Source organism: Microbacterium sp. NPDC055357 (assembly GCF_053644835.1).
In genome coordinates this window covers 72812-96255 of sequence record NZ_JBSHLZ010000003.1, presented here as the reverse complement: position 1 = coordinate 96255, position 23444 = coordinate 72812, and the positions used below count along the sequence as shown (strand labels likewise).

The following is a 23444-nucleotide window of genomic DNA, read 5'->3' as shown; positions in this document are numbered from 1 at the left end:
AGTTGACGGGGCGGATCATTCTCCACTGATCGGAGTGCGCCGATGTCCTCTCCCACCGCAGCGCTCGAGGCGGCCGTCGCCGTTCTCGCGCGAGCGTGGAGTGACGCGGCCCTTCCTGCCGGCCTCGCTCCCGCCGATGTGCAGACCGCCGTCGACGCGATGTCCGAACCGGGCCTTCTCGCGGTCAACGACGCGCTCGCCGCCCTGCGGCGACAGGTCGACGGCCTCCACGCGAGCGTTGCGGCCGGCATCTCGCGGCGTTCACGACCCGAGCTCGGCAAAGAAGGCCTCGCGCGCAAGACGGGGCACCGCACGGCCGCGAAGCTCATCGCCGCCGCGACAGGCGGCCACGCCGGTGACGCCGCTCGGCTCGTTCAGGTCGGCGAAGCCACGCGCGAACGCGAGCAGCTGTCCGGTGAGCGTGCGCCGGCCCGCCATCCCCACGTCGCCGCCGCCGTCTCAGACGGCCGGGTGAGTATCGCCGCAGCCGCCGCGATCATCGCCATGCTCGACCGCGTGAGCCTGCGGGCCGGACTCGAACGCATCCTCGAGGCAGAGGCGGCGATCGTCGCGCAGGCGTCGCTGCTGACGCTCGATGAGCTCGCGGTTGTGCTGCGGCGCGCTGAAGCGCTGCTCGACCCCGACGGACTCGAGCCGGTCATCGAAGAGATGCACGCGGAGCGGTCGCTGCGGATCTCGCGGGACCGCGCAGGCATGGTCGTGATGACCGCTCGACTCGACCCCGAGACAGCCGCGCCGATCAAGGCGGCGATCGAATCGATCGTGACGCATCAGCTGCGCACGAGTCGCGGTTCGAACGCGGGCGGCCCGGCTGGCGGACCGGTCGGTCCGGTCGGCGACGCGGGCGGCGTGGCCGGCGGCGTGGTCGGGGCGGCAGGCGAGTCGGTCGGTGCGGTCGGTGCGGTCCGTGCGGTCGGCGACGCGGGCGGTCCGGCCGGCGGGTCGGTCGGCCGGGCAGGCGAATCGGCCGGCCCGGCAGGCGCCGCGGTCGGGCCGGATGACGGCGCGGGTGGCGTCGCGGTCGGGCCGGCAGCGGTCGCGCCCGAGACGCGTTCGATCCCGCAGATGCAGGCCGACGCGCTCGCGATGATCTGCCGCCACCTGCTCGGGTGCACCGATGACCGCGTACCGGCCGCGGCGACGACCGTCGTCGTGCGCATGCCGCTCAGCGCGCTGACGACGGGTGAGGGAATCGGCGAGATCGACGGGATCGATCAGCCGATCGACGCGGGAACAGCGCGCCGCATGGCGGCCGCGGCCTCGATCGTGCCGTGCGTGCTGGGCGGCGACAGTGAGATCCTCGACATGGGGCGCGCGAAGCGCCTCTTCACGGCGGCACAGCGTCTTGCTCTCGCCGAGCGTGACGGGGGCTGCGCGTTCTGCCACCTGCCACCGTCGATGACCGAAGCGCACCACATCCTCTGGTGGGATCGCGACCGAGGCCCGACGGATCTCGGCAACGGCATTCTGCTGTGCACGTCGTGTCATCACCGGGTCCACGCCGACGGCTGGGAGATCCGGATCGACCCGCCACCGGGCGGCGATCCGACCGGCGGCACCGTCTGGTTCATTCCCCCGTCCCACCTCGACGCGACCCGCACCCCACGACTGGGTGGCCGACGACGGTTCGATCCCGACGGCTGGGCACGCGCGGCGTGACCACTGCCGCCGGGTGACCGCGCGGCGTGACCGCTGCCGCCGGGCGACCGCGCGGCGCACCCCGGTTAGACTGGACACGCCGCTCTTCTTTCTGAGGAACCCCGTGACCACCGCCAATTCTTCCCGTGTCTTCGACGCGCGCCACGTTCAGCTCGCGCGCGCCGCTTTCGCGGCGATCGCGGCGATCATGGTCACCTTCTCGCAGGACCACTCCGCGGGAGTCGGCCTCGCCGTCTTCGGGGGCTTCGCCCTCGCGACGGGCATCGTGCACGTCCTCGCGGCGTGGCTCGTCCAGCCCGCCGGCCGGCGCTGGCCCTCGATCATCCTCGCGGCGCTGACGATCGCGGCGGGCATGGTCGCGAGCGTCGGCGATCTGCGCACCTCCACCGGCTTCTTCGCGATCGTCATCACGTGGGCGTTCACGACGGGACTCGTCGAGGCGATCGACGGCTTCGTCGCCCGTCGCGGTCCGCGCGCGCTCAAGCCGGGCGACGTCGCGCCGTGGTCCGACGGCACGCCCGCGGCATCCGTCTCGCCGCTCGCGGCCCGGGAATCCATCGTCGTCGGAATCGCCGGCGTGGCCCTCGCGGTCGCGCTCCTGCTCGTGCCCGCCGAATACGCCCTGCCCTATACGGTCGAAGAGGCGAACGCGTCGTACACCCTCACCGGCATCACGATCGCCGTCGGCCTCTTCGGCGTCTACGCGGCGATCGTCGCGGTCTATCTCGGCATCGCCGGGTTCTCGCCGCGTCGCACGCCGGTGGCCGCCGCGAACCGCCCCGAATCGGAGGATCAGTCATGACTGAACGCCCCACTCGTCGTGACCTCATGAAGCCGATTCAGCTCCTCGGCCTCGCATTCGGGTCCGCGCTGTTCGCCGGCGTCGTGACCCTCGTCTCGATGGGCTTCTTCCAGCAGCGCTTCGACGGCCAGTCCGAGCACGCGCTCGTCGTGGCCGCCGTCGTGGCGGGCATCACGTTCGTCGTCGTGCTCGTCGTCGTCGCGCTGCTGCTGCTCGCGATCGATCCCGCCCAGATCACCAAGACGGTCGACCGCGCCGTCCTGCTGCCCGAAGAAGAGCAGGACGACGACGCGAAGAGCTAGTTCAGCTCGTCGACGAGGCGCGAGGCGATGCCGGTGTAGCCGGCCGGTGTCAGCGCGATCAGGCGCTCCTTCGCCGCGTCGCCGATGTCGAGGCCGCGCACGAACTCCGCCAGCTCGACCGCGCCCACCCGGCGGCCCCGCGTGAGGTCCTTCAGGAGGGCGTACGGGTCGGTGATCTGCGAGCGCCCGGCCGCGATCTCGGCGCGCACGACGGTCTGGATCGCTTCGGCGAGGACCTCCCAGTTCGCGTCGAGGTCCGCGTCGAGAACGGGCTGCGCGAGGGAGATCTCCCCGAGGCCGCGCAGCAGGTTGTCCAGCGCGAGCAGCGAGTGGCCGAACGCGACGCCGATGTTGCGCTGCGTCGTCGAGTCGGTGAGATCGCGCTGCAGGCGTGAGGTCACGAGGGTCTGCGCGAGAGTCTGGAACAGCCCGCCGGCGATCTCCAGGTTCGCCTCGGCGTTCTCGAACCGGATCGGGTTGATCTTGTGCGGCATCGTCGACGACCCCGTCGCACCGGCGACCGGGATCTGCGAGAAGAAGCCCAGCGAGATGTACGTCCACACGTCGGTCGCGAGGTTGTGCAGGATGCCGCCGGCGTGGCGCGCCCTGTCGTAGAGCTCGACCTGCCAGTCGTGCGACTCGATCTGGGTCGTCAGCACGTTGAACCCGATGCCGAGTCCCTCGATGAACGAACGCGAGATCTCGACCCAGTCGGCGTCGGGCTCGGCGGCGAGATGCGCCGACCACGTGCCCGTCGCGCCGGAGAACTTCGCGAGGTACTCGCCGCCCTCGATCTGGCGGGCGACGCGCTCGAGGCGCCACGCGAACACGGCGAGCTCCTTGCCCATCGTCGACGGCGTCGCCGGCTGACCGTGGGTGCGGGACAGCATCGCGGCATCCCGGTGCTCGATCGCCAGTTCTCCGAGCCGCGCGATGACGTCGCGCAGCTTGGGCAGCCACACGTTGACGACGGCACGCTGCACCGTGAGGGCGTACGAGGCGGAGTTGATGTCCTCGCTCGTGCACGCGAAGTGCGTGAGCTCGGCGATCGCGTCGAGTCCCAGCGTCGACAGGCGATCGCGCACGAGATACTCGACGGCCTTGACGTCGTGGCGGGTGACGGCCTCCTTCTCGGCCAGCCAGTCGATCTCGGCCTGCCCGAACTCGAGGTACAGCGCGCGCAGCCGCGCCTTGTCGTCGTCCGGCAGTGGCGACGTGCCGAAGAGCGACCGGTCGGTGAGGGCGATGAGCCACTCCACCTCGACCTCGACGCGGGCGCGGTTCAAGCCGGCCTCGGACAGGTAGTCGGCGAGCCCCGTGACGGCGGCGCGGTAGCGGCCGTCGAGGGGGCTGAGCGGCTGGGGAGGCAGAGAGGTCACGGGTCTCCCGTCGGCGACAGCGCGGACGTCAGACGGCCGGGCGGATCGCGGGTTCGAGCTGCCGGAAGAGCGCCCGGCTCGCAGTCTCGATCATACCGAGCACGTCATCGAACATTCCGGCGCTGGCGTAGTAGGGGTCGGGCACGTCCATGACGTGCGGCGACGAATCGAACGACATCAGCAGCGCGATCTTGTCGGTGTCGGCCTCGCAGCGCGCCCACCCCCGCAGGATCCGCTCGTGCGAACGATCCAGCGCGACGATGAGGTCGCTGCGTTCGAAGTCGGTGTGCGCGAACTGCCGCGCGCGGTGCCGCGCGCCGTCGTAGCCGCGGCGCTCGAGGGCCGCCAGAGTGCGGTGATCGGCGCGCTCGCCCACGTGCCAGTCGCCCGTGCCGGCGCTCGCAGAGCCGACGCGGGCGCCCAGGCCCGCGGCATCCGCGAATCGTCGGAAGACGACTTCGGCCATGGGGGAGCGGCAGATGTTGCCGGTGCAGACGAAGACGACGCGGAAGGGATCCACGGCGGTCGCAGTCATGGCCTCCATTGTGGCGTGCCGTCCGCGCGCACGCATCATCCGATTCGACGACGGATGTTCAGGCGCAGGGTCTTCCGCGCGGATGCCGCTTCCCCTAGCGTTACCCCTGAAAACCGCTCCCCGCGTCTCTGCTGGAGGTTGCCGTGCGTCGTCTTTCCGCCCTCATCGCCGCTGTCGCACTCGTGCTGGTCGGCTCCGCCCCCGCGTCGGCCGCGCCGCCGCCCGAACTCGTCATCAACGAGTTCTCGGCGTCGACGGTCGGCACCGACGTCGAGTACGTCGAACTGCTGGTTCCCGCGGGCGTCGACCTCGCCGGCTACGCGCTGCTGGGCGTCGAGGGCGACGCTCCGGCCACGGGCGTCGTCGACAACGTCATCACGTTCCCCGCTCCGGATGCCGCGGGCCGGTCGCTCGCCGAACTCGCGGCCAACACGCTCGAGAACGGCAGCCTGAGCCTGCTGCTCGTGACAGGGACGATCCCGGCGGTCGGCACCGACATTGACGCCGACGACGACGGCGTCATCGACGACGGGTTCGGATTCGAGGTCGTCGACGCCGTCGCCGTGCACGACGGCGGCGCGACCGACCTGACCTACGGCGGTGTGACGCTCGGCGTCGCGTACGACGGTCTCGCCTTCGCTCCCGGAGGGGCGTCGCGCATGCCCGACGGCGCCGCGGACTGGGTGCGCAACGACTTCGATCTCGCCGGCATCCCGGGGTTCACGGGCACTCTCGTGGCCGGTGAGGCCGTCAACACCCCCGGTGCGGCGAACACGACGACGCTCGAGCCGACCGAGCCGGGTCCGGGTGAGGCGGGATGCGACCTCGACGCCGTGACGATCGGGTCGATCCAGGGCGCGGGCTCGGCGACGCCCGTGCCGGGCACGACGGTGCGCGTCGAGGGAACCGTGGTCGGCGACTTCCAGGTCGGCGGGTTCGACGGCTACTACGTGCAGGACGCCGGTGATGCGGACCCCGCGACCTCGGACGGCATCTTCGTCTACGCTCCCGGCGGTGCCGACGTCGCGGCGGGCGACGTCGTGAGCGTCGCGGGCGTCGCCGACGAGGCGTTCGGGATGACGCAGATCACGGCCGGCGGCATCGAGGTGTGCGGCACGGCCGAGCTGCCGGCGGCGACGCCGCTCACGCTTCCCGCGACGCCCGAGCAGCGCGAAGCCCTCGAGGGCATGCGCGTGACGCTGCCGCAGCAGCTCGCGATCGGCGAGCACTTCGAGTTCGGCCGGTTCGGCACGATCACCCTGACGCTCGGCCGCCAGATGCAGCCGACGCAGCTGTACGACGCGGGCTCACCCGAAGCCGTCGCGCTCGCCGCGCGGAACGCCGCCGAGTCGATCACGGTCGACGACGGCCGCGGCATACAGAACCCCGACCCCGCGATCCACCCGAACGGCGCCGAGTTCACGCTGCAGAACACCTTCCGGGGCGGCGACCTCGTCGCGAACGTGACGGGCGTGCTCGACTACCGCTTCGACACGTGGGCGGTCCAGCCGACGCAGGGAGCCGACGTCGAGGTCGCGAACCCGCGCCCACCCGCGCCCGAGGTCGAGGGTGATCTGACGGTCGCCAGCTTCAACGTGCTCAACTACTTTACGACGCTCACGGGTCCCGACGCCCGCGGCGCCGACGACCCGGTCGAATTCGAACGCCAGCAGGCGAAGATCGTCACGGCGCTCGCCGAGATCGACGCCGACGTGTTCGGGCTCGTCGAGATCGAGAACAACGGCACCGCCGTCGCCGCCCTCGCCGCCGCGCTCAACGCCCGGCTCGGCGCCGAGGTCTACGACCACATCGAGACGGGCGTCATCGGCACCGACGTCATCGCGACGGCGATCCTGTACAAGCCGGCATCGGTCACCCCGGCGGGCGCGTTCCAGCTCATGGACCAGTCCAAGGACTCGCGCTGGCTCGACGACTTCAACAGGCCCGGCCTCACGCAGAGCTTCACCGACGCGCACGGTGCATCCTTCACGGTCGTCGTGAACCATCTGAAGTCGAAGGGCTCGACCTGCGCCGCCGTCGGCGATCCGACCGACCCGAACGGGCAGGGCAACTGCAACGGCGTGCGCACGCAGGCCGCCGCGGCGCTCGCCGACTGGCTCGCGACCGATCCGACCGGTCAGGGCGCGGGGCGCGAGCTGATCCTCGGCGACCTGAACGCCTACGCGCAGGAAGACCCCATGCAGGTGCTCTACGGCGCGGGCTACACCGACGTCGTCGGAGGTGACAGCTACACGTACGTGTTCGACGGGCAGCTCGGCTCGCTCGACCACGCGCTGGCCGGTAGCGACATCGTCGACGAGGTCGCCGGCGCCGCTGTGTGGAACGTCAACGCCGACGAGCCGAGCCTCATCGACTACGACATGACGTTCAAGGCCGACGCGCAGGATGCCCTGTATGCACCGGACGCCTATCGCTCGAGCGACCACGACCCCGTCGTCGTGGGGCTCGACCTCGAGGCGCCTGACACGACAGCGCCGAGCATCACGGTCACGCCGTCGCAGCGGTGGATCGTCCTGCCGATCGGCGACCGCCGCATCGACATGGCGGTGCGCGCGACCGACGACAGCGGCGACGTCACGGTGACGCTCACCTCGGCGACGGCGACCGGCGCCAAGAGGGCGGCGATCACCGCGCTCAGCGACACGTCGTTCCGCGTCCGCGCCGTGAACGACGCCGTCTACACGTTCACCTATACGGCCACGGACGCCGCGGGCAACAGCTCGACCGCCACGGCGAAGGTCTACGTGGGAACCGCGATCTTCCGCCGTTGACCCGGTTCCTCCCCAGCCGGGGGACCGACCCGGGAGTGCACGGATGCCGGTGGGCGCCGGCCGTGCGATGAGTGACGCGCCGATCATGGCAGGGTGACGCAGCTCGACATCATCATCCGGGAGCTCGACGCGCTGGCCCGCCGGTTCGTCGACGCCGCACAGCACGCGCGCACCCTCTCGGGCCTCACCGACTGGCAGTCGCGCGCGGCGACGGCGTTCCACGAGCGCGCCGAACGCTGGGCCGGCGACGTCGCGAGCCTGGCGGCGCTCGCCGACACGGCGAGAGCCGCGGCGGTCCACGCTCGCGCGCTCGAGTGGGCGCGCCTCGATCGAGGCCCGCTGTGACGGGCGAGCTCGACATCCGCGGCGGTGGTGCCGTCGCCGTCGACACCGAGACGCTGCGTGCGACGGCGGCACGGTTCGTCGGTGCCCGCGTCGAGCTCGATGAGCTGGCGGCACGCCTCGGTGCGGTGCAGAACATGCTGTTCGCCGAGCGTCATGCCGGGGCTCAGAGTGCGGCATCCGTGCTGTCGAGGCGGCTCTTGCACGTGCAGTTCGATGCCGACGCGATCGCCGAGCAGCTGCGGGCGGCCGCGGCGATCTACGAGCTCGTCGACCTCGATGCGCAGCACGCGGCAGCCGTCGCGACGGGGGACGAGGCCGCGCTGGACCGGATCGCCCGCCGTCGTGCCGTGCTCGGGGCGGAGTACTCCGGCATCGGCGAGCAGGCGTCGCTGCTCGCGTTCGAGCGCGCGATCATGTGGCCGTCCGAGCTCGTGCGCCAGGCCACCGAGACGGGCTTCGATCTGGGCGGTATCTTCAGCGCTCCCGCTGCCGTCGTCGGAGGAGTCGTCGGCGGGCTCGGCACGATCCTCGGGGTGGGCGTCGTCGGGTTCAGCCGCTGGGGGCAGATCGGCCGGCATGAGCGACTCGCTCCCGCGCGAGACGCGGTCACGGTGCAGCGCGTGTCCACCGGCACGACGACGGCTCCGGCGAGCCTCGCCGCCGCGGCATCCCGCATGCCCGGCGATGGTGCGACGCGCGTGCGGGTCGAGCGGTACGCCATGCCGGGCGGATCGGCGCAGTACGCCGTCTACGTGTCGGGCACGAAGTCGGCCGGCGCCGGGGGGCCCGAGGCGTGGGATGCACGGTCGAACGTCGACCTCGCGGCGAAACGGGCGTCGGCCTCCTACGAGGCGACCCTCGCCGCGCTCGAATCCGCCGGAGCGCGCCCCGGCGACACGGTGCACGCCTTCGGGCATTCGCAGGGCGCCATGATCACGTCGCACCTCGCTCTCGAGGGAGGGTACGACACGCGCACGCTCGTCTCGTTCGGCTCTCCCGTCGAGGCCGATGTGGGGCCCCGCACGCTGAGCGTCGCGCTGCGCCACACCGATGACCCGATCGCCGGGCTCGCCGGCGGCGGCAGTATGGCGCCTGTCGGGGCTCCCGGCAGCTTCGTCGTCGAACGCTCGACCGACCCGACGCCCGATGTGATCGACGCCGCGACGCCGTCGCACGGCATGAGGTACTACGCCGAGACGGCGGCGATGGTCGACGCGTCGACGGATCCGCGCGTCGAGGCCGTGCGTGCCGTGTTCGCCGAACTCGGCACGGCCGAGCGGGTCGACGTCGTCGAGTTCGGTGCGGAACGCGCCGTCAGTCCCGCCGCTTCTGCTGGGGGCGCAGCAGGATTCCGAAGAGCCAGTTGATGAGCGAGATGAGGATCGCCGCGAGCACGCCCCACCAGAAGCTCTCGACCCGCAGGCCCCAGTCCCAGAACGACGTGATCCACCCCGTCAGCCAGAGGAGGAAGGCGTTGATGATGAGCCCGATGAGTCCGAGGGTCAGGACATAGAGGGGAAAGGCGAGCACTTTGATGACCGTGCCGATGATCGTGTTGACGATCGCGAAGATCGCCGCGACGAGCAGCAGGGTCAGGACGAGCTGGAGCGTCTCGCCGGGAGGGAACGCGATGACGCTGACCTGCAACGCGGGGATGAGCGTCACGATCCAGATGGCGAACGCGTTGATGACGACGCGGATGATGAAGCGCATACCCGGCAGTCTCGCACGCGCTCCACCCGCGCGAGCGAGAACAGCGCTGCCGCCCGGTTCCGAAATGGTGTCAACGGCCGAGTGACGCGGCATCCGCTCTCGCTCGTAGACTCTGCATCGTGACCGAAGCCTCCGACCTCCCCATCCGCGTCCGTGCCGAGATCGCCGCCCTGCCGCCGTACAAGCAGGGTCGGCAGGCCGGTGGCGAAGCGTTCAAGCTGTCGAGCAACGAGAACCCGTTCGACCCGTTGCCGGGCGTGCTCGAGGCCGTGCAGTCCGCGACCTCGCTCAACCGCTACCCCGACGCGTCGGCGGCGCGTCTGCGTGAGCGCATCGCCGAGCGCTTCGGCGTCGGGCCGGACTCCGTCCACATCGGCGCCGGCAGCGTGTCGATCCTCGCCCAGCTCGTGCAGGCGACGTCGGGTCCCGGCGACGAGGTCGTCTACGCGTGGCGCTCGTTCGAGGCCTACCCGTGGCTCGCCGTCGTGGCGGGGGCGACCGCCGTGCAGGTGCCGTTGACCGCCGATGCGCGCCACGACCTGCCGGCGATGGCCGCCGCGATCACCGACCGCACGCGGGCCATCATCGTGTGCAGCCCCAACAACCCCACGGGCCCCATCGTGACCCAGGTGGAGTTCGACGCGTTCGTCGCGCAGGTGCCCGCCGACGTGCTCGTGGTCCTGGATGAGGCGTACGCCGAGTTCGTGACCGACCCCGACGCTGTCGACGGCGAGCGCGTCCTTCGGGCCGCCGACCGCCCGAACGTCGTCGTGCTGCGGACGTTCTCGAAGGCGTTCGGTCTCGCGGGTCTGCGCGTCGGCTACGCCGTGGGGCACCCGCGCATCCTCGATGCGGCACGGAGCACCGCCATCCCCCTGTCGGTCACGAACCACGCCGAGGAAGCCGCGCTCGCGAGCCTCGACGCCGAGGCGGACCTGCTCGAGCGTGTGCGCACGATCGCCGAGCGTCGCGATCGCCTCGCGGCGGCGCTCCGCGACACGGGCTGGGCGGTCCCGCAGGCGCAGGGCAATTTCGTCTGGCTGCCCGCGGGCGACGAGACGCTCGCGATCGCCGAGGCCTTCGACGCGGCCGGACTCATCGTGCGACCCTTCGCGGGTGATGGGATCCGTATCTCGGTCGGCGAGGAAGCCTCTGTCGAGAACGTCCTACGGATTGCGGCATCCGTTGTGAAGGACCTCCCAGAAGGGCACTCGGGCCGGTCGATAGCGTAGAACGATGACGACGCCCCTCAGCGAGGAGTCCGAGGTCGTCCGCGTTCTCGCGGCCGACGGAACGTTCGCCCCGACCGCCGCCGCCGAACCGTACCTGGCGCTCATCGACGCGCTCGCCGAGACAGAGCTCGAGCGTCTCTACCGCGACATGGCGGTCATCCGCGCCTTCGACCGGCAGGCGACGAACCTGCAGCGTCAGGGGCAGCTCGCCCTGTGGCCTCCGAGCTTCGGGCAAGAGGCCGCACAGGTCGGGTCGGCGCGCGCGGCCAGGCCGCACGACCACCTCTTCCCGTCCTACCGCGAGCACGTCGTGACCAAGATCCGCGGCGTCGACCCGATCGACATCATCCGCCTCATGCGCGGCGTGACGCACGGCGGGTGGGACCCGACGGATCCTGCGAACGGCAACACCCACATCTACACGCTCGTGCTCGGTGCGCAGACGCTGCACGCGACGGGGTTCGGCATGGGACTCGTCTTCGACGGCCGCTGCGGCACGGGCGATCCCGACCGTGACGAGGCCGTCCTCGTCTACTACGGCGACGGCGCCTCGAGCCAGGGCGACGTGCACGAGGCGATGGTGTTCGCCGCGAGCTATCGCACTCCCGAGGTGTTCTTCCTGCAGAACAACCAGTGGGCGATCTCGGTGCCCGTCTCGACGCAGTCGCGCGTTCCGCTCGTGCGCCGCGGTCACGGCTACGGCATCCCGAGCATCCAGATCGACGGCAACGACGTCCTCGCGAGCTACGCCGTCACCCGCACGGCACTCGATGAGGCGCGCGGGGGCGACGGTCCCCGAGTGATCGAGGCGCTGACCTACCGCATGGGCGCGCACACGACGAGCGATGACCCCACGAAGTACCGCACGTCCGAGCAGGAGCAGTCCTGGGCCGAGCGCGACCCGATCGCGCGGATGCGCACGTATCTCGAGGGCCGGGGCGCATCGAGCGCCTTCTTCGCCGACGTCGACGCCGAAGCCGAGGCGACGGCCGACGACATCCGGGTGCGCACGACCGAGCTGGGCAGCATCCCGAACGACGTGATGTTCTCGCACGTCTACAGCGCGCAGCATCCGCTCATCGACGAGCAGCGGGCGTGGCTGGCCGATTACGAGGCATCGTTCGAGGAGGCCGGCGCATGAGCGAGACGACCACCATGGCGTTCAGCCGCGCCCTCAATGCGGGACTGCGCGCAGCGCTCGCCGACAGCGACCGCGTGCTGCTGATGGGCGAGGACATCGGTCCGCTCGGCGGCGTCTTCCGCGTCACCGAGGGACTGCAGGCCGAGTTCGGCGACCTCCGCGTGATCGACACGCCGCTGGCCGAGTCCGGCATCGTCGGCACGGCGATCGGCCTCGCGATGGCGGGCTTCCGGCCTGTGTGCGAGATCCAGTTCGACGGTTTCGTCTTCCCCGCCTTCGATCAGATCACGTCGCAGCTCGCGAAGATCACGAACCGGCACGAGGGCGCGATGTCGTTCCCCGTCGTCATCCGCATCCCGTACGGCGGGCACATCGGCGCCGTCGAGCACCACCAGGAGAGCCCCGAGGCGTACTTCACCCACACGCCCGGCCTGCGGGTCGTGAGCCCGTCGACGCCGAACGACGCGTACTGGATGATCCAGGATGCGATCGACTCGCCCGACCCCGTCATCTTCCTCGAGCCGAAGGCGAAGTACTGGCAGAAGGGCGAAGTCGACACGACGACCCGCCCGCTGTCGCTGCACGCGTCGCGGCTCGTGCGCCCCGGCACCGATGTCACGCTCGTCGGGCACGGCGCGATGGTGACGACGCTGCTGCAGGCGGCGGCGCTCGCCGAGTCCGAGGGCACGTCGTGCGAGGTGATCGATCTGCGCTCGCTGTCGCCCATCGACTACGGCCCGATCCTGGACTCCGTGCGCCGCACCGGCCGCATGGTCTACGCGCAGGAGGCGCCGGGCTTCACGTCGCTCGGCTCCGAAGTGGCGGCGACCGTCATGGAGCGGGCGTTCTACGCGCTCGAGGCGCCCGTGCTGCGGGTGTCGGGCTTCGACACGCCCTTCCCGCCCGCGAAGCTCGAGGCCACGTACCTGCCCGACGCCGACCGCATCCTCGAGGCCGTCGACCGCGCCCTCGCCTACTGACCCCCACCCATGACCGCGAGACTGCACCGGGAGGCCGAGACAGCGGGTGGACCCCGCAGTCTCGGCGCTCCGTTGCAGTCTCGCGGGTTCGGAGAGGAATGAGCATGAGCATGCAGACCTTCACACTGCCCGACGTGGGTGAGGGACTGACCGAGGCCGAGATCGTCTCGTGGCGCGTCGCGCCGGGCGACACGGTCGCCGTCAACGACGTCATCGTCGAGATCGAGACGGCGAAGTCGCTCGTCGAGCTGCCGTCGCCGTTCGCCGGCACGGTCGGCGACCTGCTCGCCGCCGAGGGCGCGACGGTCGAGGTCGGCGCCGCGATCATCACGATCACGGATGCTGCGACCCCGCCCGGACCGCCGGCGGCGGCGCCGTCCCCCGCAGACGACGGCGGCTCGGTCCTCGTCGGGTACGGGACCGGCGGCGAGGTGACGTCGCGGCGCAAGAAGCCCGCCGACCAGGCGAAGCGCATCGAGGCGTCGACCGGGGTCGTGGCGAGGCCGCCGATCCGCAAGCTCGCGCGCGACCTCGACGTCGACCTGTCGACCGTCACGGCGACGGGCCCCGCCGGAGAGGTGACGCGCGACGACGTCGTGACCCACGCGTCGCAGGCCTCGGTGTTCCGCAACATCGCGACGCCCGAGCGCAGCGCCGTGCGCGAAGAGACGATCGCCGTCGGCGACGACGGCGCCGGCCGCGAGGAGACGATCGCCGTCAAGGGCGTCCGCAAGGCGACGGCGTCGGGCATGGTCCGGTCGGCGTACACGGCGCCGCACGTCTCGGTGTGGACCGACGTCGACGCGACCCGCACGATGGAACTGGTCAAGCGGCTCAAGGCCTCGCCCGACTTCGCCGACGTCAAGGTCTCGCCGCTGCTGATCATGGCGCGCGCCGTGATCTGGGCCGTCCGCCGCACGCCCATGGTCAACGCGGCGTGGGTCGAGGTCGACGGCGGCGCCGAGATCCGCGTGCGTCACTACGTCAACCTCGGGATCGCCGCCGCGACGCCGCGGGGCCTGCTCGTGCCGAACATCAAAGATGCGCAGGACCTCAACCTGCGCCAGCTCGCCCGCGCTCTCGAGAAGCTCACCGCGACGGCGCGCGAGGGTCGCGCCACTCCTGCCGATCAGCAGCACGGCACGATCACGATCACGAACATCGGCGTGTTCGGAATGGATGCCGGCACCCCGATCATCAACCCCGGTGAGGCCGGGATCGTGGCCCTCGGCACGATCCGGCAGAAACCGTGGGTCGTGGACGGCGAGGTCCGCCCGCGCTGGGTCACGACGGTCGCGGGGTCCTTCGACCACCGTGTCGTCGACGGCGACGGCATGTCGCGTTTCATCGCCGATGTCGCCTCGGTGCTCGAGGAGCCCGCGCTGCTGCTCGACTGACGTCGGGTCTCGGGAGAGCACTGCTCCTAAGCGCGAATCGGTATCCGCGCCGCGATTCCGAGCATCGTTCGAGCGAGGTTGTCAGCGACCGGTCCACTCCGGCGCGCGCTTCTCCGCGAACGCGATGGCGCCCTCCATCGCATCCGCAGAGGCGAAGACCGTATCGGACAGTTCACTCTGCAGATCGAAGGCTGCGCCGAGATCCCAATCAGCGGATTCCACGGCGATTCGCTTCGTCGCTTGGAGAGAGAGCGGCGCGTTCGCAGCGATCCGCTCAGCAAGTGAAACGGCCGCGTCGAGCGCAAGACCGTCGTCGACCAGCTCATTGACGAGCCCGAATGCAGCAGCGCGATCGGCGCTAAGTGGGTCACCGGTGAGCAGAACTTCCAGCGCGATCGCGCGGGGGATCCTACGAGGCAACCGGAACATGCCGCCGCCGCGAGCGAGAAGTCCGCGCCTGACCTCAGGCAATCCAAACCGAGCAGAGCGCGCCGCAACCACGAGATCGCAGGCAAGAACCATCTCGAATCCGCCACCAAGAGCCCATCCCTCGACCGCAGCGATCAGCGGCTTCGCCGGAGGAGCCTGCACGAGGCCGGCGAAGCCGCGGTGTCCCACCGTCGCCCGCTCACCCTCGGCGAAGCGTTTGAGGTCCATCCCCGCGCTGAATGTGCCGCCGCGGCCGCTGATGATGCCGACTGACAGCCCTGGATCATCGTCGAGCCGGCTGATCGCATCAGCGATCCCCTTAGCGAGATCACGCGTGATCGCGTTCCGTTGGCTCGGGCGGTTGATCTCGATGATCAGGACGCGGTCGCGCGCCTCGACGATGAGCGCGGGCTCGTTCGACGGGGTCATCGCGGTGCCATCCGCAGGGCGCCGTCGAGGCGGACCGTCTCGCCGTTGATGTATCCGTTGCGCAAGAGAGCGAGGGCGAGCTCCGCATAGTCGTCGGCCTGGCCGAGGCGCTTCGGATGCGGCACACTCGAGGCCAGCGCATCGCGGATGTCATCGCGGAGTCTGGCGAGCATGGGCGTGTCGAACGTGCCAGGAGCGATCGTGTTCACCCGGATCGCCCAGCTCGCGAGGTCGCGCGCAGCGACGAGGGTGATCGCGTGGACCGCGCCCTTCGACGCTGAGTACGAGGTCTGGCCGATCTGCCCCTCGAATGCCGCGGCCGACGCGGTGAGCACGATCGCGCCGCGGTCGCCGTCGATCGGCTCGTTGCCGCTCATCCGTGCCGCTGCGAGCCTGAGTACGTTGTAGGTGCCGATCAGGTTCACCTGGAGTACGTCGACGAAGCTTTGCAGCGGTGCCGGATTCCGGTCGCGGTCGATGATCCGGAGCCGATCGCCACCACGGCCCGCGCAATGCACGACCGACCGCAGCGGTCCCAGCGCCTCGGCTTCGTCGAGGGCAGCGTCCAGCGACGACTCGTCGGTGATGTCGGCGGCGACGAAGCGCGTCTCGGGTGAAAGTGAGCGCGCGTACTCGACGCCGTCGCTGGTCGGCAGATCGGTGATCACCACCCTTGCTCCCGCCCGAACGAGTGCGGCCGCCGTGGTGGCGCCCAGGCCGGATGCCCCTCCTGTGACCAAGGCCGAGGTGTCGCGCAATTCCATCGTCTCTCCTTACTTCGCAGCTCGCAGGCTCGGTGTCAGTCGGCCGCGAGTTCCCGTCCGATGATCTCTTTCATGATCTCCGTGGTCCCACCGACGATCGTCTGGACTCGGCTGTCGCGGAACGCCCTCGCGATCGGGTACTCCTCCATGTAGCCGTAGCCGCCGAACAGCTGCAGGCACGAGCTGACCACTCGGTGCTGCTGCTCGGTGGACCACCACTTCGCTTTCGCAGCCGTCGTCGCTCCGAGCTCTCCACGGTTGAGCTGCGGCACGAGCGACTCGAGGAAGGCACGGGTCACTTCGATCTCTGTGGAGAGCTCGGCGAGTCGGAAGCGGGTCGCTTGGAAGTCGATGATTCGAGAGCCGAAGGCCTTGCGGTCCTTGACGTACTCGAGCGTCCAGCGAAGCGCGGCCTCAGACCCGGCGAGGGCTCGCCACGCGATCGAGAGTCTTTCAAGCGGCAGCTGCGCGGTGAGGTGACGGAAGCCTCCATCTACCTCGCCGACCACGTCCGCTTCGGTGGCGGGAACGTTGTCGAAGAAGAGCTCGCAGGTGTCCTGGGCGTGCAGCCCGATCTTGTCGAGCGTGCGCCCCCGGCTGAATCCGGCCCGGTCTGTGGGGATGAGGAAGAGGGTAAGGCGTGGCTTCTCGTCCGTCGGGGTCGAGCGCGCTGCGACGATCACGACGTTCGAGCTGGTTCCATTGGTGATGAACGTCTTCGCGCCGGAGAGTCGCCAGTCGTTCCCGTCGCGGATCGCGCGGGTGGTCATTCCGCGCAGGTCACTGCCGATCCCGGGTTCGGACATCGCGATCGAGGTGACCACGCGACCCGCAGCCATCTCTGGGAGCCAGTATGCCTTCTGCGCGTCGGAGCCGAGTCCGAGAAGATAGTTTCCGACGACGTCTTCGTTGATGGCCAGACCAGAGCCGAAGCTCGCAGCGCCGACCGCGCCGAGCTCCTCGGACACGATGGCACGGTACCGGTAGTCAGCAACGCCTGCACCGCCGTAGAACTCCGGAGTCCGCAACCCAAGCAATCCGGACTCTGCCGCAGCGAGCCAGACGTCGCGGTCGACAACGCCCTGCTCCTCCCATCGGTCGAGATTGGGGGTTACTTCGCGGGCGACGAACTCGCGGACGAGCGCACGGAACTCGTGGTGGTTGCTGTCATAGAATCCCGGCCCCATCATGTGCTCCACTCCGCTCGCTCCGGCACGCTGGTGGCGCCCACCGCTGTCCATTATTGTACCGTACAGTCTGTACAAAGAGTTTCGATCGGAAAGAGGGGCGAATGGCGCTATGAGCGGTCAACTCGCAGGGTTGAGAGTCGTCGAGTTCCTTGGGCTGGGCCCGGCGCCGTTCGGCGCGCTCGTACTTGCCGACCTGGGGGCCGAAGTGCTGACGATCACCCGGCCGAATCAGCGGGCCATCTCGATGGTGCGCAATCGCGCCATGCTCGAGCTGGACCTGAAGACCCCCGAGGGGCTGCAACGAGCGCTCGAGATCGTTGCTGCTGCTGACCTCGTCATCGAGAGCTTCCGCCCCGGCGTACTCGATCGCCTCGAGCTCACCGTCGAGCGGATGCGTGCGGAGAATCCGCGGCTGATCATCGCGCGGATGACCGGCTGGGGGCAGGCCGGTCCTCTGGCCATGCGCGCCGGGCACGATATCAACTACATCGCCGTCTCTGGTGCTCTCGACGCCGCGACCCGGGCCGGAAGCGCACCGATGCCGCCCGCGAACCTGCTCGGCGACTTCGCCGGCGGCGGCATGTACCTCGTCATCGCCGTGCTCGCGGCGATCATTGAACGTGACCGCACGGGCGAGGGAAGCGAGCTCGATATCGCGATCCTCGACGGCGCCACGTATCTCACGACGATGCTGCACGAGTACCGTGCGCGCGGTGAGTGGTCCGACATACCTGGGACCAACCGTCTCGACACGGGAGCCCCCTATTACGACTCCTACTTGTCCAGTGACGGCTATTGGATCACCGTCGGCGCTCTGGAGGAGAAGTTCTTCCAGGAACTCGCAGACGTACTCGAGATCGACCAAGCTGACCGATTCGACCGTGAGAACCCCGAGCGGTGGCCCGCCCTGCGAACGATCATCGCCGCGGCCATCGGCCGGCGCACTCGCGACGAGTGGGACCGACTCGGCCGGGAGCGGGACATCTGTGTCGCGCCGGTGCTGGCGCTGCGCGAAGTGGCTGCGAACGACCAGGTGAGCGAGAGGGGCCTCATGCGCCCGTTCGGCGAGCGGGGGTGGCTTCCCTCCCTGCCCATCGGATTCGTGGAATCCGCGCCGAGCGCGGCGGCACGGCTGCGCGAGTGGGGGGTCGGCGGCGACGCATCCGCCCCGACTGGTCGGTCCAACGTGTTGGCCTAATCGTGGACGCGGAGCCCGTCGAGGAAGAGCTCGACGTAGAGCTTGGCGATGGCCTCCGGTGACTTCGATCCGGTCGGCTCTATCCAGCGGTAGCTACCCGTGAACATTCCGACGATGGCGCGGCGCACCACCGGCTCGACGGGCATGAGCTCGCCGGTCTCTGCGCCCTCGTCGAACAGTGATTGCCAATACTGCTCATACTCGTGCCGCAGGTGGCGCACCTGCGTGTGGTGCGGTTCGTCGAGTGCCTGCCAGTCACGCATCGACGTGATCCACGCGCTGCGGTTGGTCGCGAGGTCGGTGAGCAGGTGTGCAGCCATCCGGTGGATCCGATCCACCGGCGTGCCGCCCGAAGCGATGATCCGCCTGGCGTCGCGATTGGCTGTTTCGAGCAGGCCGATCGCGATCCGGGCGAGCAGCTGTTGTTTGTTCTTGATGTGGTAATAAAGCGCTCCGCGCCCCAGTCCGGTGGAATCGGAGAGCTCCTGGACGCCGGTGGCGTCGTAGCCCTTCTCAGCGAACAAGTCCGTTGCGATGCGCAACACACGCTCGCCGGTCGTTTCCTTTGGCGGGATCGCACTCATGGGCACCATACTGACACGTCGGTCGGTTTATCGGACAGTTCGTGTGCCATTGTCATCCGACGAGCTCGAAAATCGTGGCGTTCGCGGTTCCGCCGCCCTCGCACATGGACTGGAGCCCGTAGCGGAGGCCGTGATCGCGCATCCGGTGCACGAGCCGGGTTGCCAGGATGGCCCCGGATGCTCCGAGCGGGTGCCCGACCGCGATCGCACCGCCGACCGGATTCATGCGCGCGGGGTCAGCCCCTGTCTCCGCGAGCCATGCGAGAGGCACCGGCGCGAAGGCCTCATTGATCTCGAAGGCGCCGATATCGTCGATGTGCAGCCCTGCGTGCTTGAGCACTTTCGCGGTGGCGGGGATGGGGGCGGCGAGCATCATCACCGGATCGTCGCCGACGACGGCGCCGGAGTGGAGGCGCACGATCGGCGTCAGGCCGAGCTGCGCCGCGCGCTCAGGCGTCGTCACGAGCAGCGCGGCGGCGCCGTCCGCAATCTGGGAAGAGTTGCCCGCATGAATCCGGCCCCCTTCGACGAACGATGGGTTCAGACCGGAGAGTGTCTCCGGGGTCGTGCCCCGCCGGATCGCCTCGTCGGAGGTGATCGTGGCGCCACTGTTGGTCACCGGTACGAGTTGCGCGTCGAACGCCCCCTCGTCGATCGCCTGGGAAGCGAGGGCGTGGGAGCGGGAAGCGTAGGCGTCGAGTTCCGCTCGACTGAGATTCCAGCGCTCCGCGATCTGCTCGGCACCGAGTCCCTGGTTGAAGTCGTCGACGCCGAAGCGGTCAAGCGCGGTGGCGCCGTAGGGTTCGCCGAACTGCCGGGCTGATCCGATGGGTACCCGGTTCATCGTCTCCACGCCGCCGGCGACGACGAGGTCAGCCCGTCCGGTCATGACGGATGTGGCCGCGAACTCGAGTGCCTGCTGACTTGAGCCACAGGCCCGGTTGATCGTCACTGCGGGGACATGCTCTGGCCACCCGGCGGCCAGCGTCGCGAATCGTCCGATATTGCTCGACTGGTCGCCGAGTTGCGTCACGCAGCCCCAATACACGTCGTCCACGTCCCCGGCGTCGAGGCCGGCTCGGCGCACAAGTTCGTTGAGCACGACTGCAGACAGATCTGCTGCGTGCATGGACGCGAGGGTGCCCTTCTTGCGACCGATCGGTGTCCGTACCGCCTCGACGATGACCGCTTCGCGCAGATTCATCCACTCGCCTCCAGTTCTCAGGCGGGACCGTGACCCGCGCTGCATCCATGCTACAGTCTCGTACTGACCGGTACATAGTGCCATGATGAGCCTGAGGAGTCGGAGTGCGAATCGGAATCCCACTCTCCTACGACCAGGATCCGCGCTCGATGGTCGCGCTCGCGGCCGAACTGGACCGCACGGGCATCGACCTGCTCACCGTGCCGGAGGCGTATTCATTCGACTCGGTCAGCGTGCTCGGCGCGATCGCGGTGTCTACAAGCCGGACCAGGCTGGCATCGTCGGTGTTCAACACCTTCTCGCGCACACCAGCCCTGCTCGCCATGACAGCCGGAGGCCTGGATGCGCTCTCCGGTGGGCGTTTCGTGCTCGGCATCGGAGCGTCGGGCCCGCAGGTTGTCGAAGGCTTCCACGGACTCCCGTATCGAACTCCATTACGCCGAGCCCGCGCGGTCGCTGAAATCACGCGCACGGTATGGCGACGTGAGGCGCTCGCCTGGTCGAGTCGCGACTTCGAGATACCGCTGTCGGCAGAGCGCGGTGGCTCCGGCCTCGGCAAGCCGCTTCGACTCATCAATTCGCCTGTGCGGCCACGGATTCCGCTCCTGCTCGGCGCGATGGGAGACGCCGGTGTCGCGCTTGCGGCCGAGCTTTTCGAGGCATGGGAGCCGATGTTCTTCCACCCCGAGACAGCACCCGACGTATTCGGTCCGTCGCTCGCGGCCGGGCTTGCCCGTCGCGGTCCTGAACTCGGCCCGCTCGAAATCATCGTGCAGGCGTACGCGGCCGTCGTCGAGAACGCCGAGCAGGAGCGCATGGCCCTCGACCGCGCACGCCGACACCTTGCGCTGTATGTCGGTGGGATGGGGGCGAAGGGTGCCAACTTCTACACGGATCTCGTGGCCCGGTTCGGGTTCGAAGCGGAGGCGCTCGAGGTGCAGGACCGATACCTCGCCGGCGACCGCGACGGCGCGATGGCCGCGTTGCCCGACGAGCTCGTGCGCTCGCTCTCGCTCGTCGGCGCAGAGCGTGATGTCGTCGAGCGCATCGAGGCGTACGCCAACGCGGGTGTCGGCACTCTGCTGCTGCGGCCGGTGGGGGAGCCCGGGACGGCAGTGCGCGATGCGGCCGCGATCGTATCGCTCGCCGCCTGAGCTCATCCCACCGATCGTAGTCCCGGGACCGCCACCGAGTTCCGGTCGGCCGCTACCGTGTCCATCAGGACTTTCGCCAGCGCATCCGGCCGATCGACTTGCACATGGTGGTGCGCCCCCTCGACCATCCCCCAGGTCACCCCGCCGGCGACTCGGCTTGCGACGTAATCGATCGCGTCACCGGTGATCGCAGGGCTCAGTGCGCCGCCGATCATCGTGACCGGAGCGATGACCCGACCGAGCCATTCGTCGATGAGCGAGTCGGTGAACTGACCGAAGAGTGACGGGTCGAAGCGCACCCGCCAGCCGCCCGGGACCGGGCCATAAGACCATTCGGCTAGATCGCGCAGCGTCTTACGGGACGCAGTGCTGCCCTCGGGCAAGAGGCGGAACGACTCGAGCGCGGTTGACCGATCCTGGTGGATGCGTGCCGGCCCGAGTGATCGTCCGCGGGGCCGATCCTGATCGTCGCCGGGGCGCCGGATCGGTATGTCGACGAGCACCAGTCGCTCTACGAGCTCTGGGTAGGTGGCCGCGGTTGCGATCGACACGAGCGCGCCCATGCTGTGACCGACGACGGTTGCCCGACCGGTCCGCGTGCACCCATCGATGACGGCGGCCACCTCGTCGGCCCATGTCCGCCCCGAATACTGCTCGCGCCACCCGCTCTCGCCGTGCCCGCTCAGATCCAGCGCGACCGCATTCCACCGATCGCCGACCTCACCGAGCATCCAGTCCCACCAGTGATGGTGCGCGGCCGCGCCGTGCACCATCACCACGTCGGGCGCACCCGGCACACCGTCGCGGATCTCCCCGCGAATGCTCGTGCCGAACACCTCGAGTTCGAAAACGCTGAGCGATTCACGCATCGGAGTCGGGCGTGACCGAATCACGCATCCTGCGAATCTTGTGGATCGTCTCACCGGAGGCGATGAGTCGGCCGCGCTCGTCCAGCAGCTCGCCGTGTACATGCACGATCGATCGGGACCGGACTGTAATGGTGGCTGTCGCGATCAGCGGTGCGTCCGCAGTGACCGCACGAACGAACCGGTACGCCGCGTGCATGTGCGGAGCCGCCGATTCCGCCGGTTGGGTGGAATGCGCGACGGTGGCGGTGATGCAGTCGAGCACGGCGGACAGGTAGCCGCCGTGCAGTCGGCCAGCCGCGTTGCAGAACTCGGGCCGTGGCACGACCTTCGCCTCGGCTGTGCCGTCGTCATCCACCCGTGTGAGTGAGAATCCGATCAGGGTCTGAAACGGCTGCCGCTCGATACGGCCCTCCGCGATCGCACGCTGGTACTCCAGACCGGAGGATTGGCCGAACCGCGGCGACGCCGCTTGCTCTTTGTTCATCAGTTCCCTTCGAACTCAGGTGATCGTCGCGCGGTGAACGAGGCGATCCCCTCCTTGAAATCGGCGGATCGGGTCGAGATGTCCTCCACGAGGCTCTCCCGGCGTAGTGCGGACTCAAACGAATCCGTCGAGGTCGCATCGAGCAGCCATTTCACGAGACCGATCGAGGTGGTCGCACCGGCGGCGAGCTCCTGGGCGAGCGCTTCTGCGTGCGCATCGAGCTCCTCGTCCGGCACCATCCGGCTCACGAGACCCCAGTCGATTGCCGTTGCGGCGTCGATCTGCCGACCGAGAATGAGCATCTCGCGCGCACGGGCGGCACCGACGAGTCGCGGGAGCAACCAGGTGCTCCCGGAGTCCGGAGTGAACCCGCGGGTGGCAAACGGCGTCGAGAATCGTGCCGTGGGACTCGTCACGCAGAAGTCCGCGACGAGTGCAAGGGCGCAGCCGAGGCCGGCCGCGTGGCCGCGGACGGCGGTCACCACGGGGACCTCGATACGGCTGAGTGCGAGAATCAGCCGGTGCGGGCCGACGTCGATGCTGCGATGCACGGCGGTCGGACGGGGCCTCGTGTCCGACGCACTGCGGTCACGGCGCAGGTCCATCCCCGCGCAGAAGTGCTCGCCCTCGGCGGTAATGAGGATCGCCCGGATCGCGTCGTCACGATTCATTTCGGTCAGGTGCTGGGATGCAGCCCGTGTGCTCTCCGACGTCAGTGCGTTCCGGCGATCGGGGCGGGTCAGCATGATCCGCAGCAGTGCTCCGTCGCGGGTGAACCGGATGCAGCCGAGGTCAAGCGATTCGTCGTCAGTCATCAGTGGCTCCTCGAAATGGGTGTGGA

Annotated in this window: 23 protein-coding genes; 12 read left to right on the top strand and 11 right to left on the bottom strand. The window is 69.4% G+C overall.

Annotated features, from left to right (window positions below):
* The first annotated feature begins 42 nt into the window (after positions 1 to 42).
* The 3 genes from ACWICD_RS05740 (at position 43) to ACWICD_RS05730 (ending at position 2784) form a co-directional block, all read left to right on the top strand.
* Positions 43 to 1680, top strand: coding sequence for a DUF222 domain-containing protein (locus ACWICD_RS05740; RefSeq protein WP_454139611.1), 1638 nt, complete (start codon positions 43 to 45; stop codon positions 1678 to 1680).
* Between the two features lie 103 nt (positions 1681 to 1783).
* Entirely contained in the window at positions 1784 to 2482 is a 699-nt protein-coding gene (locus tag ACWICD_RS05735; protein WP_454139610.1) for an acyl-CoA synthetase, read from the top strand.
* Positions 2479 to 2784, top strand: a complete 306-nt coding sequence (locus ACWICD_RS05730) for an amino acid transporter (RefSeq protein ID WP_376127028.1) — start codon at positions 2479 to 2481, stop codon at positions 2782 to 2784. Before ACWICD_RS05735 ends, ACWICD_RS05730 begins: the two co-directional genes overlap by 4 nt.
* Here the strand turns inward: ACWICD_RS05730 and purB are convergent.
* Both purB and ACWICD_RS05720 read right to left on the bottom strand, forming a co-directional pair.
* Positions 2781 to 4163, bottom strand: coding sequence for an adenylosuccinate lyase (gene purB / locus ACWICD_RS05725; protein ID WP_376127026.1), 1383 nt, complete (start codon positions 4161 to 4163; stop codon positions 2781 to 2783). The two genes, ACWICD_RS05730 and purB, sit on opposite strands and share 4 nt — an antisense overlap.
* Positions 4164 to 4191: 28 nt before the next feature.
* Complete coding sequence (locus tag ACWICD_RS05720; protein WP_376127024.1) at positions 4192 to 4698, bottom strand: low molecular weight protein-tyrosine-phosphatase; 507 nt, start codon at positions 4696 to 4698, stop codon at positions 4192 to 4194.
* 143 nt (positions 4699 to 4841) lie between these two features.
* Here ACWICD_RS05720 and ACWICD_RS05715 point away from each other — a divergent pair, with 143 nt between their 5' ends.
* The 3 genes from ACWICD_RS05715 to ACWICD_RS05705 all read left to right on the top strand — a co-directional run bounded on the left by ACWICD_RS05715 (position 4842) and on the right by ACWICD_RS05705 (position 9202).
* Complete coding sequence (locus ACWICD_RS05715; RefSeq protein ID WP_454139609.1) at positions 4842 to 7490, top strand: ExeM/NucH family extracellular endonuclease; 2649 nt, start codon at positions 4842 to 4844, stop codon at positions 7488 to 7490.
* A gap of 93 nt (positions 7491 to 7583) precedes the next feature.
* Positions 7584 to 7835 carry a hypothetical protein gene (locus ACWICD_RS05710; RefSeq protein WP_454139608.1) on the top strand — a complete coding sequence of 84 codons (252 nt, stop codon included), beginning with the start codon at positions 7584 to 7586 and terminating at the stop codon, positions 7833 to 7835.
* Positions 7832 to 9202 (top strand): hypothetical protein, encoded by a 1371-nt coding sequence (locus ACWICD_RS05705; RefSeq protein WP_454139607.1) that lies wholly within the window; start codon positions 7832 to 7834, stop codon positions 9200 to 9202. The genes ACWICD_RS05710 and ACWICD_RS05705 overlap by 4 nt, the downstream gene beginning before the upstream one ends.
* Here the strand turns inward: ACWICD_RS05705 and ACWICD_RS05700 are convergent.
* Complete coding sequence (locus ACWICD_RS05700; RefSeq protein WP_376127016.1) at positions 9150 to 9548, bottom strand: phage holin family protein; 399 nt, start codon at positions 9546 to 9548, stop codon at positions 9150 to 9152. The genes ACWICD_RS05705 and ACWICD_RS05700 overlap by 53 nt on opposite strands.
* 119 nt (positions 9549 to 9667) lie before the next feature.
* Here ACWICD_RS05700 and hisC point away from each other — a divergent pair, with 119 nt between their 5' ends.
* The 4 genes from hisC to ACWICD_RS05680 all read left to right on the top strand — a co-directional run bounded on the left by hisC (position 9668) and on the right by ACWICD_RS05680 (position 14298).
* Complete coding sequence (hisC, locus tag ACWICD_RS05695) at positions 9668 to 10780, top strand: histidinol-phosphate transaminase (RefSeq protein WP_454139606.1); 1113 nt, start codon at positions 9668 to 9670, stop codon at positions 10778 to 10780.
* Between the two features lie 4 nt (positions 10781 to 10784).
* Positions 10785 to 11921 carry a thiamine pyrophosphate-dependent dehydrogenase E1 component subunit alpha gene (locus tag ACWICD_RS05690; protein WP_454139605.1) on the top strand — a complete coding sequence of 379 codons (1137 nt, stop codon included), beginning with the start codon at positions 10785 to 10787 and terminating at the stop codon, positions 11919 to 11921.
* Positions 11918 to 12901: an alpha-ketoacid dehydrogenase subunit beta gene (locus ACWICD_RS05685; RefSeq protein WP_454139604.1), complete on the top strand. Its 984-nt coding sequence runs from the start codon at positions 11918 to 11920 to the stop codon at positions 12899 to 12901. The genes ACWICD_RS05690 and ACWICD_RS05685 overlap by 4 nt, the downstream gene beginning before the upstream one ends.
* 104 nt (positions 12902 to 13005) lie before the next feature.
* Positions 13006 to 14298 (top strand): dihydrolipoamide acetyltransferase family protein, encoded by a 1293-nt coding sequence (locus tag ACWICD_RS05680; protein WP_454139603.1) that lies wholly within the window; start codon positions 13006 to 13008, stop codon positions 14296 to 14298.
* Positions 14299 to 14379: 81 nt separating this feature from the next.
* Here ACWICD_RS05680 and ACWICD_RS05675 read toward each other — a convergent pair whose 3' ends face one another.
* Genes ACWICD_RS05675 through ACWICD_RS05665 form a run of 3 tightly spaced genes read right to left on the bottom strand, consistent with a single transcriptional unit; the run spans position 14380 to position 17110 of the window.
* The gene (locus ACWICD_RS05675; RefSeq protein ID WP_454139602.1) at positions 14380 to 15156 is read right to left on the bottom strand and encodes a crotonase/enoyl-CoA hydratase family protein; all 777 of its coding nucleotides are present in this window, start codon (positions 15154 to 15156) and stop codon (positions 14380 to 14382) included.
* Entirely contained in the window at positions 15153 to 15920 is a 768-nt protein-coding gene (locus ACWICD_RS05670; protein WP_454139601.1) for an SDR family NAD(P)-dependent oxidoreductase, read from the bottom strand. Before ACWICD_RS05670 ends, ACWICD_RS05675 begins: the two co-directional genes overlap by 4 nt.
* A gap of 35 nt (positions 15921 to 15955) precedes the next feature.
* A complete protein-coding gene (locus ACWICD_RS05665) occupies positions 15956 to 17110 on the bottom strand; it encodes an acyl-CoA dehydrogenase family protein (protein WP_454139600.1) in 1155 nt (384 codons plus the stop codon).
* Between the two features lie 109 nt (positions 17111 to 17219).
* On the opposite strand from ACWICD_RS05665, the gene ACWICD_RS05660 reads away from it, so the two are divergent.
* Positions 17220 to 18308, top strand: a complete 1089-nt coding sequence (locus ACWICD_RS05660; protein ID WP_454139599.1) for a CaiB/BaiF CoA transferase family protein — start codon at positions 17220 to 17222, stop codon at positions 18306 to 18308.
* Here ACWICD_RS05660 and ACWICD_RS05655 read toward each other — a convergent pair.
* Complete coding sequence (locus tag ACWICD_RS05655) at positions 18305 to 18892, bottom strand: TetR/AcrR family transcriptional regulator (protein WP_454139598.1); 588 nt, start codon at positions 18890 to 18892, stop codon at positions 18305 to 18307. The two genes, ACWICD_RS05660 and ACWICD_RS05655, sit on opposite strands and share 4 nt — an antisense overlap.
* A gap of 52 nt (positions 18893 to 18944) precedes the next feature.
* A complete protein-coding gene (locus ACWICD_RS05650; RefSeq protein WP_454139597.1) occupies positions 18945 to 20096 on the bottom strand; it encodes a thiolase family protein in 1152 nt (383 codons plus the stop codon).
* 104 nt (positions 20097 to 20200) lie between these two features.
* Between ACWICD_RS05650 and ACWICD_RS05645 the strand changes: the two genes are divergently transcribed.
* Positions 20201 to 21250, top strand: coding sequence for an LLM class F420-dependent oxidoreductase (locus ACWICD_RS05645; RefSeq protein WP_454139596.1), 1050 nt, complete (start codon positions 20201 to 20203; stop codon positions 21248 to 21250).
* A 2-nt stretch (positions 21251 to 21252) separates the two neighbouring features.
* Here the strand turns inward: ACWICD_RS05645 and ACWICD_RS05640 are convergent, their stop codons facing one another.
* From ACWICD_RS05640 to ACWICD_RS05630, 3 genes are read right to left on the bottom strand one after another with little or no spacing between them, the layout of a single operon-like run.
* Positions 21253 to 22119 (bottom strand): alpha/beta fold hydrolase, encoded by an 867-nt coding sequence (locus ACWICD_RS05640; RefSeq protein ID WP_454139595.1) that lies wholly within the window; start codon positions 22117 to 22119, stop codon positions 21253 to 21255.
* Positions 22112 to 22603 (bottom strand): PaaI family thioesterase, encoded by a 492-nt coding sequence (locus ACWICD_RS05635; protein WP_454139594.1) that lies wholly within the window; start codon positions 22601 to 22603, stop codon positions 22112 to 22114. The genes ACWICD_RS05640 and ACWICD_RS05635 overlap by 8 nt, the downstream gene beginning before the upstream one ends.
* Entirely contained in the window at positions 22603 to 23418 is an 816-nt protein-coding gene (locus ACWICD_RS05630; RefSeq protein ID WP_454139593.1) for an enoyl-CoA hydratase/isomerase family protein, read from the bottom strand. Before ACWICD_RS05630 ends, ACWICD_RS05635 begins: the two co-directional genes overlap by 1 nt.
* Positions 23419 to 23444 lie beyond the last annotated feature (26 nt).